This is a genomic window from Psychrobacter sp. P11F6 (genome assembly GCF_001435295.1).
Lineage (GTDB): Bacteria > Pseudomonadota > Gammaproteobacteria > Pseudomonadales > Moraxellaceae > Psychrobacter.
In genome coordinates this window covers 3,387,649-3,399,031 of the sequence record NZ_CM003594.1, presented here as the reverse complement: position 1 = coordinate 3,399,031, position 11,383 = coordinate 3,387,649, and the positions used below count along the sequence as shown (strand labels likewise).

Below are 11,383 nucleotides of genomic sequence, written 5' to 3'. Positions count from 1 at the left end.
ATCGGTAGCATGAACATCTGCGTCATTCAATAAAGCCCCCACGTCTCTCTTCCTATAGTAGGATAGTGACAAAAGATCTCTAAAAATAACGCATGATCATAACTACTAGTAAGAGTATTAACGCTGACCTTAGACTCCTTAACAACACGTTAATGTCTTATTCGAATGACCAAAGTGGCGACTGGCTACCAAGGTGTATGTTAAAACCATCAAATCAAACGCAATCGTTTAAGCCTTTAGCGAAAATGATTGTGTAGACAATAGCTCTATCATACGTTTCATTGAAAATTAAAGCTTGTAACACCAGTGCAATTGACCACCCTTATCGGTTTGGTATCTTGTTAATAGATACGCAATTAGATAAGAATGCAGCCAAAAGATGATCTATCGAAATAGATGATAAACTGGTTAACAGACAAACTAGAGAAGCCATTATTAAGTAGATTTTACTCACATCAATAAGCGGCTATACAGCTAGTAATGACTGTTCTAAAATAGTTAGCTAGTGATAGAGATACGATAGAGACTATAAAAAAGAAAGAGGCGTCATTAGAGTTTAGTGCTGTAGAGTAGACTGTTTAGAGGCCACCAGTTGAAATTTCTAATATAACCCTTCTTAGCAATATGTCAGCCAACATCAAAAAGATGCATTTAGCTGCTGCTCGACTCATCCTGACCGCTATGCAACACTAAGCCATAAATGACTCAATAAAAAGCGCAGCGCATGGTTACTATCACATAGAAACAAATAAAAATTTACCTAGGATTATACGCTAAATTGACCTAAAATTGCCAGTCAGTAATTGAATTTATCTAATGTTGCCAGTGATTCAATGTATTAAAACTTATGGTTATGATTGACAGTTTTTTTATGGTCATTTCTATCTATCGAAGCGGATTTTGGGTCTATCATGGATAGCTTTTGACTCGTCTATATATTAAGTCACTTTTGACTGATGTTTTTATGCGTGTTTAGAGGGTGTTGAACGTTCAATACACCCTGATTTTTGAATTTACTTTTCTAAATATATTTATTGTTGTGCTTTATAAGGAATGCTATATGTGTGCTGTGCCTGTCATTATCCCGGCGATTGATTTAAAAGATGGTAAATGTGTCCGCTTAAAACAAGGCCGTATGGAGGATGATACGGTTTTTTCTAATGATCCAGTGGCCATGGCAGCACGCTGGGTAGAGGAAGGTGCACGTCGACTGCATTTGGTTGATTTGAATGGGGCATTTGATGGCGTACCCGTTCATAGACAAGTGGTGAATGACATTACGAAGGCGTATCCGAATCTGCCTATTCAGCTGGGCGGCGGTGTGCGCAATATGAATACCATTGAGCAATATATTACGGCTGGTTTGACTTATATCATCATTGGTACAAAAGCGGTCGAAGATCCTGAGTTTGTCGCTGAGGCTTGCCGCGAATTTCCGGGTCATATCATTGTAGGTATCGATGCTAAAGACGGCATGGTAGCAACCCATGGTTGGGCAAATGTGACCGATACTAAGGCGACCGAGCTTGCGAAGCGCTTTGCTGATGTCGGCGTATCGTCGATTGTCTACACCGATATCAACCGCGATGGCATGATGCAAGGCGTCAACGTTGAACAAACTGTCAATTTAGCACGTGAAGGCGGCTTGCCTGTGATTGCCTCAGGCGGCGTGACCAATATGAAAGATATCGAACTGCTGAAACCTTATGGCGATTGTATTGAAGGTATCATTACTGGTCGCGCGATCTATGAAGGCACGTTAAACTTGGGCGAGGCACAAGTTTATTTAGACAGTTAATGATTATTGAACATTTAATAAAGAAAGATGAGTACGAAAATCTATAAAAAGCAAAGGATGCTTATGAACACCGACTTTGACCGTTCAACGATGTGCGATTTTATAAAAGCGTGCGGTCAAATGCTGTTGTTACTAAGCATCTTTTTTACCTTTCCAGTGTATGCGGCTAGTGAAGAGGTGACTGGTATCACCACTGCATTGGGGATAGATACAGCAGAAAATCCAGCAGCTGACAAACCTTTACTGGATGAGCCATCAGAAGAGGAAGCTTCAGCATCTCCAGTGGTCATACCTGAACCAGCACCACCGCCCATAATCAGTGGTGAGAGCACCAATAATGCGCAAATCGAAACCACTCCTACTCCGCAAAAAGATAATGACATCCGTCAACGTATTCAGGGTATTTTTTCTGAAATAGAAGGTCTGCAGGCTGTCAATGTCAGCGTTACGCAAGGTGTTGTCACCTTAACCGGAGAGACGCCGAACGAGAAAAAAGCGCAACAAGCCATTAATTTGACCAACCGTCTGACAGATGTGGTCACTGTCGAAGATCGGATTGATCGCACGCTTGATGTTCAAGACAATGTTACTACCGTTTATCAAGGTCTTAAAGCACAAGCCAAAAATCTAGTCAAAGCCTTGCCACTCCTATTGGTCGGCATTGTCCTATTTGCATTGGTGACATGGTTTGGTAGTTGGCTGGCTAATCGCAAAAAAATGTGGCAACGGCTCACGCCCAATCCGTTTGTCGCCGAATTGCTGTCACAAACCGTTAAAGTTATTTTTATTGTTTTCGGTTTGATTCTTGCGCTGAGTTTGATAGGCGCCGAAACCATTTTAGGCACTTTGCTTGGCGGTGCAGGCGTTATCGGTATTGCCGTTGGTTTTGCGGTCAAAGACACTATTGAGAATTACATTGCCTCGCTCATGCTCAGTATTCGCCAACCATTTCGCGCACGTGATCATATTTTGATTAATAATCAAGAGGGGATCGTAGTACGGCTAACCTCACGTGCGACTATTCTGATGACTTTAGATGGTAACCAGTTGCGCATTCCCAATGCTGAAGTATTTAAAGCAACGATTTTAAATTACACCAAAAATCCAGAACGTCGATTTACCTTTGAGTTAGGTGTTGATGCCAATGATGATCCATTAGCGGCTATCAAGGTCGGACTGGATGCGATACATACATTAGCATTCGTTTTAGATGAACCAAAAGCAGTGGCTGTCATTACCAATGTTGGCGACTCTAATATCATTTTGGAATTTCAAATTTGGGTGGATCAATCAGACACGGATTTCTCAAAAGCACGCAGTATTGCCATTCGTGAGACCAAGCATGCGTTAGAAAATGAAGGCTTCAGCTTGCCTGAACCGATTTATCGTTTACGATTCAATAGTAACTTAGAAAAAGCGTTTGAGCATATGCAGGCTAACACTGATGGTGCTAAGTCAGACATGACGATTACGCCAATCATGCCCAAAGTGACTGATAAAAACCAGAATAAAGATAATAGCGTTGATGATAAGGACAAAAAACAAGCAAAGGCTCGTGCCAAATTGATTTTACAAGGTCGCAATGCTGATGAGGTGCTTAACGCTCGTCCTGACGACAAACTCATGGAAAAAGTTGAACAGGAAATTGCAGAAAGCTCTGACGAGACTGATTTACTGAATAATAATAGCCCGCAAGAATAATTTGCAAAAACCTGCCAAAAACTAGGCATAAAAAATGCAACGAAACGTATATCTGATTATCATTCAAATACGAGACATTTTTTATGCAAATGAAACACTTGATTATATTCGCCCTAGTGGGCATGGTTGCGTTACTAGGTTTCAACCTCATTAATGGCAATCAACGTGATAAAAATAGAGAGCTAGTCATAAGTGACGCAGGATCTGAGCAATCTCCCGATACAGCGTTACCAAATACGGATGATGTAGAAAGTGGCTCAGTAGATGTCGCAAGCCAGCCACTTGGCAAACAGCCTAAAGCCATTCTCGATAATGCTACCGCGAAAATAGATCAGGCTCAGGAAGCAGACAAGGAACGTCTAGACCAGATGAGTAATGCGCAATAATGATTTAAGTAGTCGTTATAAAATACTACGCACAAAAAAGGCCAACGATGACGTTGGCCTTTTTATTATTTGAAGCGTTTGCTAACACTAGCTTTTCTTACTTGCACCTTTACTACGGCTGCCAGTCTTTTTAGCGGGGCCTCTTCTATCAGTACTTTTCTTCTCAGTGCCTTTCTTAGAAGGCGCGCTCTTCGTTTGATTCATTTCACTAGATTGCAATTTGGCTTTTAAATCAAAGTCAATTTGTAGCAGATCCATATTGACGCCAGCAACTTTCACTTTAACGCGATCGCCCAGTCCGAACAATGTCCCTTTATCTTTACCGATCAGCTGTTGTTGCTGCTCATCGTAAACAAAGAAGTCATCACCGACATTAGAGATGTGAACCAAACCATCAATATATAAGTCAGTCAAGGTAACAAACAAACCGAAGCTTGTGACTGTAGTGACCACACCTTCGAACTCTTCACCAACATGATCTTTCATATAGTGACACTTGAGCCAAGACTCTACATAGCGTGAGGCTTTTTCGGCTCGGCGCTCAGTATCTGAGGTTTGCGTGCCAGCCGCTTCAAGAGAAAAGTCCATCACTGGCTGCTGGGTATTGGTCACTTTTGCTTTGATGGCACGATGCAGCATCAAATCAGGGTAACGACGAATCGGCGAGGTGAAGTGGCTATATTCGTCATAAGCTAGCCCAAAGTGACCGATATTGTCAGGCGCATAGTTTGCTTGCATCATTGAGCGCAACAGCATGCTGTGGATACTAATCGCATCGGGTCTGTCTTTGGTGGCTTCAATAATGCGCTGATAATCGGCTTGCGTTGGATTTTCTTCTGGAAAGCTTAAACCAAAATTCTTTGCGTATTCGTGAATACGCATTGATTTTTCGCCATCAGGTTTGTCATGGTTACGATATAAGACAGGAAGCTCATGCTTGAGTGCAAAGTTCGCTGCACAAGTATTGGCCAGCAACATACATTCTTCAATGAGTTTTTGAGCATCACCGCGAGTACGCGGTAGGATTGCTTCGATACCACCTTTCTCATTAAACTTAATGTAGGTCTCAACTGTTTCAAACTCCATTGCATGACGCTCTTCACGCTTTTTAAGCAGTAGCTCATACAATTGATGTAAGGTATCGACAGATTTTTTGACGTCTTTATTACCCGTGAGTGAGGTAGGTACGCTCTTATCTTCTGGATTCTCAAGATAAGCGTTCACTTGATTATACGTTAAACGTGCTTGTGAGTGCATGACAGCAGGATAGAACTCATAACCAGTCACTTTGCCTGCCCGCGATATTTTGATATCGGCGACCATACAAAGACGGTCACGGTCAGGATTCAGTGAGCACAGACCATTAGAGAGCACTTCAGGCAACATTGGAATCACACGATGCGGGAAATATACGGACGTACCGCGCTCGTAGGCATCTTTATCAAGTGGCGAGTTTGGTGTAACGTAATAACTGACATCAGCAATCGCAACTAAGACACGATAGTTGCCACCAGAGCGTTTTTCAGCAAATACGGCATCATCAAAATCACGTGCATCTTCACCATCGATAGTCACCAGCGGCAAATCACGCAAATCTGTACGACCTTTTAAATCTTTTTCAGTCGGCTCTTGATAATCGTTGGCTTGCTTCAGTGCTGCTTCGCTAAAATCTGATGGGATGTCATAATTGAGTAAGGTGGTTTCAATAATCAGTTCGCGATCATTGTCATCAGACAGTACTTCGGTGATTTTACCCGTCGCAAATTCATGCTGATTTGGCCAATCAATAACATCAACCTTAACAGGAGAGCCTTGCTTGGCATTCATCGCTTGTACATTTTCTTCAGTAACGGTAATCGGCTGGTGATTATTTGGACTACCAAGCTCGACACAGTAGCCATCTTCATCACGTGCTAATGTACCAATGAAGTTGTTTTGGCGACGTTCAACGACATCGACGATACGTCCTTCGGTGCGCCCGCGATTGTCTGTCGATGTACCGACTGCATCTACGGTATCACCGTTAAAAACCCAGCGCATTTGCTTTTCATGCAAAAACAAATCTGGCATATCGCTTAATAATACAAAGCCAAAGCCTTTCGGATGTGCAGACACTGTACCTCTGACGACATCTTGTTTAGTCACCGTACGATAGCGATAAGGACGACCGTCGCGGTTTACTTGTCCATCACGTGCCATCGCTTTTAGGCGATTGCCTAAAGCGTCAAACTGGTCTGGGTCATCAATATTAAAGGCTTTTGCCAATTGTTGATGTGTGACTTCACCATGCTCATTAATCGTACTGAGTATCAGTTCGCGACTAGGGATAGGATTGTCATATCTTTTTGCCTCACTTGAGGCGTTTGGATCGTTCCAACTCATAAATTACCGTATCTATTTTTAAAATTATTAATAATGGCTATCTTAACACGAACGACGTTGCAATATCTTGCGTCAATTGTCTTAAGTGTATTTGGTAGCAGGAAGTGGCCACCTTTAATAGGTAACAACTATTAAAACAAATCAAATGTCGATATCGACTGTACTTGATTTATTGGTTATCTTTTTACTGTCTATCTCTTTCGACACTTCTAATACTGTTGTTTGATTAGACTTATCCAAGTATTTCTGAGCCTTATCGACTTCAGTGGTCAAAGTATTGACTGTTTGTTTCATGTTCTCTAGCGCTTCAATTTTATAATTGCTAATCATGTCCATCGTATCATAGACGTTATTGAAAGCGTTTTGCAATTTATCAAGCTCAATGCTGCTACTGGTCGCTTGCTCATGGATTTCACCTGACTGACGTTTTAGCATCGCTGAGGTCGATTCAATTAAGCTACTGGTGGTTTTATTTAAAGCAGTAATTTGATCAAGTACCAGTTTTTGATTGGTCATTGCTTGTGCAACCACGACTGCTGTACGTAGTGCAGATACGGTGGTTGTGGTGGCTCTATCAACGCCTTTTATCAATTCTAAGTTATTGCGGCGAATGGTATCGAGCGCTAAATAGCCTTGCACGTTCACGGCTAATTGGGTTAAAAAGTCGGTGTTTTTTTGACGCACATAAAACAACATCTCTTCTTTAATAATGCGTGCTTTTTCGGGATCGGTCGCTTCTATCGCATAAACCTTTTGTTCTAACTGCTCATCGATTTTTTTGCCGACATAAACGTATTGGCGTATGGATTGCATCAGCTCCCACATATTGACTTTTTCTTGCTCAATCATCGCATTGTCTCTGAGCAGCTCATCCTTACCATTATATAGACTGGTAACAACCGCATTGATATGCGACTGTGCAGATTCGTATTGACGGAAGTAATCCTGTACTTTATTGCCAAATGGGATGAGACCGAATAACTTACGTGAGCTGGTCAGCTCTTTTTTACTGGGATCTAAATCTTCGACGATGCCGCGTAACTCAGTCAGTGACTTGGCGATAGGGGAATTATCAAACAAGCTGTCATTGAGGCTTTTGGCGGGTAAATCAAGCATACGATTAGACACTTGGGCTGATTCACGAATCTCTTTGGTACCGAGATTATGAATCGACTGCACATTTTGCTGAAATTCAGCACTGTGCACAGAATTATTAATCACATGATCAACAAAGGCATCGACCTTGGCATCAAGCTCGGGGATTTGGCTGTCATCCAATTTGACCATTTGATCTGCTTCGCTTTTTTGTATTTCTCTCACAGGTTCAGGCGCGGTTAGAGAAATACTTGGCGTCGTTGCATTTTCTGGTGGGGTCAATTCTTGCATGAAATTTCCTTCAATATTGGATAAAAGTAGTGTTTTTGTCAACGACTCTGATGGTCGTGATATACGTTATTTTTATACACTTACTAGAAATTTTTAATAAATGCTGATTAGCAAATATAAAACAGACCTTTAGATTACCGCGTAATCAAATGGTTGAGAAGGTAGGTTTTGTAAAATAGAGTCAGCCAATTATATCTGACTAAACATATTTAAAAGAGATATGTATCTATGCACACAATAAAAAACCATCAATATCCCGCAGTATATTGATGGTTAAGGTTATACATATCTATATTGACTAACAGCCATCTAATAAACAGATTACTTTTTCTTAGTTGGCCCAAGCAGCATACCCATCTGACGACCTTCCATCTTAGGATATTGCTCAACGTTAGCAATCTCAGCAGTATCTTCGATAATACGATCTAGCTGCTTGCGACCAATCTCTTGGTGCGCCATTTCACGGCCACGAAAGCGAATACTGATTTTAACTTTGTCTTGGTCTTCCAAAAAGCTGACGATTTTTTTCAGTTTAACCTGATAATCAGCTTCTTCAGTACTAGGACGCAGCTTCATCTCTTTTAGCTGAGTTTGCTTTTGGTTCTTTTTAGCTTCTTTCGCTTTTTGCTTTTGATCATAGAGGAAATGCTTATAATCCATGATTTTGCATACTGGCGGTTTGGCTTCAGGAACCAATTCGACCAAATCTAGACTGTCCTCACGTGCCGCTTTCATCGCGGTTTCGATATCGACCACGCCCATCTGTTCGCCGTCTTCTTTAACGAGACGGACTTCTTTGGCTGTGATATCTTCGTTGATGTTCAAACGGTTTGACTGTTTAATAGGTATTACTCCTCATCTGTTTTTGGGGTCTGTCGGCCTTTGTCGCTGACAGCGGTCTGTACTAATGTAATAAATTCTGGAACACTCATCACGCCAAGATTTTCACCTTCACGAGTACGGACATTAACACTGCCCGATTCGACTTCTTTATCCCCTAATACTAGCATATAGGGAACGCGTTCTAATGTTTTCTCTCGTATCTTAAATCCAATCTTTTCGTTACGCAAGTCACTAATAGCTCGCAAACCTGACTTTTTGAGTTCGCTGACCACATTTTCACAAGCATCTGCCTGTTTATCAGTGATATTCATCACTACAACTTGCTGCGGCGCTAGCCAAACGGGCATCCAACCAGCGTAGTTTTCAATCAAAATACCAATGAAGCGCTCGAATGAACCTAAGATGGCACGGTGCAACATAATAGGTACTTCGCGCTCGTTTTGCTCATTGACGAATTCGGCATCAAGGCGCTCAGGCATGTTTGGGTCAACCTGAATCGTACCGCACTGCCAGACGCGACCCAATGAATCTTTCAAACTAAATTCAATCTTCGGACCATAAAATGCGCCTTCACCTGGCAGATAAGCCCAATCTAATCCTGAGCTATCTAATGCATCGGCTAAAGCTTTCTCTGCAAAATCCCAAGATTCATCGCTACCGACCCGTTTTTCAGGGCGGGTCGAGAGTTTCATAATGATATTATCAAAACCAAAGTCTTCATAAACGGCAAGAGTTAGCTTGATAAAGTCAGCGACTTCTTGCTGGATTTGTGACTGTGTACAGAAGATATGTGCATCATCTTGGGTAAAACCGCGTACACGCATCAAACCATGGAGAGAACCTGATGGTTCATTACGATGGCATGAGCCAAACTCTGCCATACGTAATGGTAAGTCACGGTAAGATTTTAGACCTTGGTTAAAGACTTGCACGTGGCACGGGCAGTTCATCGGTTTTACCGCATAATCACGACTTTCGCTGGCAGTCGTGAACATGTTAGTCGCATAGTTACCCCAATGACCAGAACGCTCCCATAAACTACGATCTACGATTTGCGGTGTTTTAATCTCTTCGTAGCCATTATCGTTTTGTACTTTACGCATATATTGCTCAAGCACTTGGTAAATAGTCCAACCGTTTGCATGCCAAAACACCATACCTGGTGCTTGCTCTTGCATGTGAAACAAGTTCAGTGCCTTACCGATTTTACGGTGATCACGTTTTTCTGCTTCTTCGATACGCTGAATATAGGCTTTTAGGTCTTTCTTATCCGCCCATGCTGTACCATAGATACGTTGCAGTTGCTCGTTCTTGGCATCACCGCGCCAATATGCACCAGACATTTTGGTCAGTTTGAATACTTTTAAAAATCTGGTGTTTGGCACGTGCGGACCACGGCACATATCCACATATTCTTGATGATGATAGAGACCAAAGGCTTCTTCGCCTGGCATATCGTTAATCAGCTTAAGCTTATAGTCTTCACCACGTTCTTCAAAGATTTTAATGACTTCATCGCGTGGCGTTATTTTTTTGATAACGTCATAATCTTGCTTAATCAGCTCCATCATGCGTTTTTCAATGGCTGCCATATGCTCTGGTGTAAACGGCGTTTCGCTATAGATGTCATAATAAAAACCATCATCGATAACGGGACCAATCACCATTTTTACATCAGGATATAACTGCTTAACGGCATGACCTAATAGGTGAGCACAAGAATGGCGAATGATATCGACACCGTCATCATCTTTTGGTGTCACGATTTCAACATTAGCATCATGAGCAATAGGGTCGTGCGCATCAACTAGATGACCATCTACACGCCCGGCGACCGTTGCTTTAGCCAATCCTGCACCAATGCTTTGTGCCACTTCCATGACGGTGGTGCTACCTTCGAAGTTTTTTACGCTACCATCGGGTAAAGTAATCGCTACCATAATCTATTCACCTTTTTGCGTCCGTTGGCAGTGATGATTGCAACCATCAATCATATAACCGCAAGACTGCGTCAATTATATCCAACTGCTATGATATGTTATAAGAGATAGATATCACTTAAAGGCAAAATTTCAAACAATCAACCGTTGAACAATCAAGGCTAATAAGAAATGCCATTAAGCAATATTATAAAGTCAGCTATTATAGCAAAAACTGTGTATCAACACTAGATAGTAAGGGATTAGGTCGGCCTCTATATATAGATGCTATCTATGCGAATATCAAGAAGTGTAAATCATAGCTAAAGGACACAGCGAAGGCAATTATCAATAAGTAGATAAATATGTCAAAAAGTCAGTATAGAGCTTCAAAGTTTTAGCTTAAAGTAAGTTCTTAATGGCAACGCTATAGATACTGTTTAAAGCTGAGTAATTATTTACCGTCTAATTTAAGAGAATTAAATGAATATTAATCTTAACCCATTGAAAACCATACACAATTAAAAGTCTTATCAAATAAACCTAAAAACCTCTGATAAAGCGGTTGACACTCTCGTCAGAATCTATATAATACGCCCCACAGCAAAGGAAGCTAAGCAGTAGGTTAACCAACTTATTACTTAGATTACCAAGCTAAGACAAAACATAAAAAAGCTTGACAAATCAAATCATTATGATAAGATAGTCGGCTCGCTAGATAGCTTGACCTGAAAGGGTTTGAGACTAAACAGCAAGAGAATTACCCTATATATCAGTTACTGGACGACAGTGATTGAGCACTATTTAAAAGCATAACTAAAGAACAACTTGTGTGGATTTTTGCTGATTCAGAATGCTAAAAAATAAAGTTGGTTTTAACTCCTTTTCGGAGTTCATTCTAACTATAAAAATTATCATTTAAGACAGCAGAAAAACTCAAAGTTAATTCATTACGAACATAATTTTTA

At 41.2% G+C, this 11,383-nt stretch carries 7 protein-coding genes; 3 read left to right on the top strand and 4 right to left on the bottom strand.

Features of this window, described 5'->3' with window-relative positions; genetic code table 11:
- Positions 1 to 1,060 precede the first annotated feature (1,060 nt).
- The 3 genes from hisA (at position 1,061) to AK822_RS14035 (ending at position 3,885) form a co-directional block, all read left to right on the top strand.
- Positions 1,061 to 1,798 (top strand): 1-(5-phosphoribosyl)-5-[(5-phosphoribosylamino)methylideneamino]imidazole-4-carboxamide isomerase, encoded by a 738-nt coding sequence (gene hisA, locus AK822_RS14045; RefSeq protein WP_045447648.1) that lies wholly within the window; start codon positions 1,061 to 1,063, stop codon positions 1,796 to 1,798.
- Between the two features lie 63 nt (positions 1,799 to 1,861).
- The gene (locus AK822_RS14040) at positions 1,862 to 3,499 is read left to right on the top strand and encodes a mechanosensitive ion channel family protein (protein ID WP_087945663.1); all 1,638 of its coding nucleotides are present in this window, start codon (positions 1,862 to 1,864) and stop codon (positions 3,497 to 3,499) included.
- An 83-nt stretch (positions 3,500 to 3,582) separates the two neighbouring features.
- The gene (locus AK822_RS14035) at positions 3,583 to 3,885 is read left to right on the top strand and encodes a hypothetical protein (protein ID WP_045447653.1); all 303 of its coding nucleotides are present in this window, start codon (positions 3,583 to 3,585) and stop codon (positions 3,883 to 3,885) included.
- A gap of 87 nt (positions 3,886 to 3,972) precedes the next feature.
- Here AK822_RS14035 and rnr read toward each other — a convergent pair whose 3' ends face one another.
- The 4 genes from rnr to thrS all read right to left on the bottom strand — a co-directional run bounded on the left by rnr (position 3,973) and on the right by thrS (position 10,436).
- Complete coding sequence (gene rnr, locus AK822_RS14030; protein ID WP_060492065.1) at positions 3,973 to 6,267, bottom strand: ribonuclease R; 2,295 nt, start codon at positions 6,265 to 6,267, stop codon at positions 3,973 to 3,975.
- Between the two features lie 141 nt (positions 6,268 to 6,408).
- On the bottom strand, positions 6,409 to 7,653 hold the full coding sequence (locus AK822_RS14025) for a toxic anion resistance protein (protein WP_060492064.1): 1,245 nt from the start codon (positions 7,651 to 7,653) through the stop codon (positions 6,409 to 6,411).
- Positions 7,654 to 7,974: 321 nt separating this feature from the next.
- The gene (gene infC / locus AK822_RS14020; RefSeq protein WP_045447656.1) at positions 7,975 to 8,478 is read right to left on the bottom strand and encodes a translation initiation factor IF-3; all 504 of its coding nucleotides are present in this window, start codon (positions 8,476 to 8,478) and stop codon (positions 7,975 to 7,977) included.
- Between the two features lie 23 nt (positions 8,479 to 8,501).
- Positions 8,502 to 10,436 (bottom strand): threonine--tRNA ligase, encoded by a 1,935-nt coding sequence (gene thrS, locus AK822_RS14015; protein WP_060492063.1) that lies wholly within the window; start codon positions 10,434 to 10,436, stop codon positions 8,502 to 8,504.
- Positions 10,437 to 11,383: the final 947 nt, after the last annotated feature.

Bases quoted from the DNA above. Each gene is read 5' to 3' on its own strand.
- hisA (WP_045447648.1), top strand. From the start codon at position 1,061: ATGTGTGCTGTGCCTGTCATTATCCCGGCGATTGATTTAAAAGATGGT.
- AK822_RS14040 (WP_087945663.1), top strand. From the start codon at position 1,862: ATGAACACCGACTTTGACCGTTCAACGATGTGCGATTTTATAAAAGCG.
- AK822_RS14035 (WP_045447653.1), top strand. From the start codon at position 3,583: ATGCAAATGAAACACTTGATTATATTCGCCCTAGTGGGCATGGTTGCG.
- rnr (WP_060492065.1), bottom strand. From the start codon at position 6,267: ATGAGTTGGAACGATCCAAACGCCTCAAGTGAGGCAAAAAGATATGAC.
- AK822_RS14025 (WP_060492064.1), bottom strand. From the start codon at position 7,653: ATGCAAGAATTGACCCCACCAGAAAATGCAACGACGCCAAGTATTTCT.
- thrS (WP_060492063.1), bottom strand. From the start codon at position 10,436: ATGGTAGCGATTACTTTACCCGATGGTAGCGTAAAAAACTTCGAAGGT.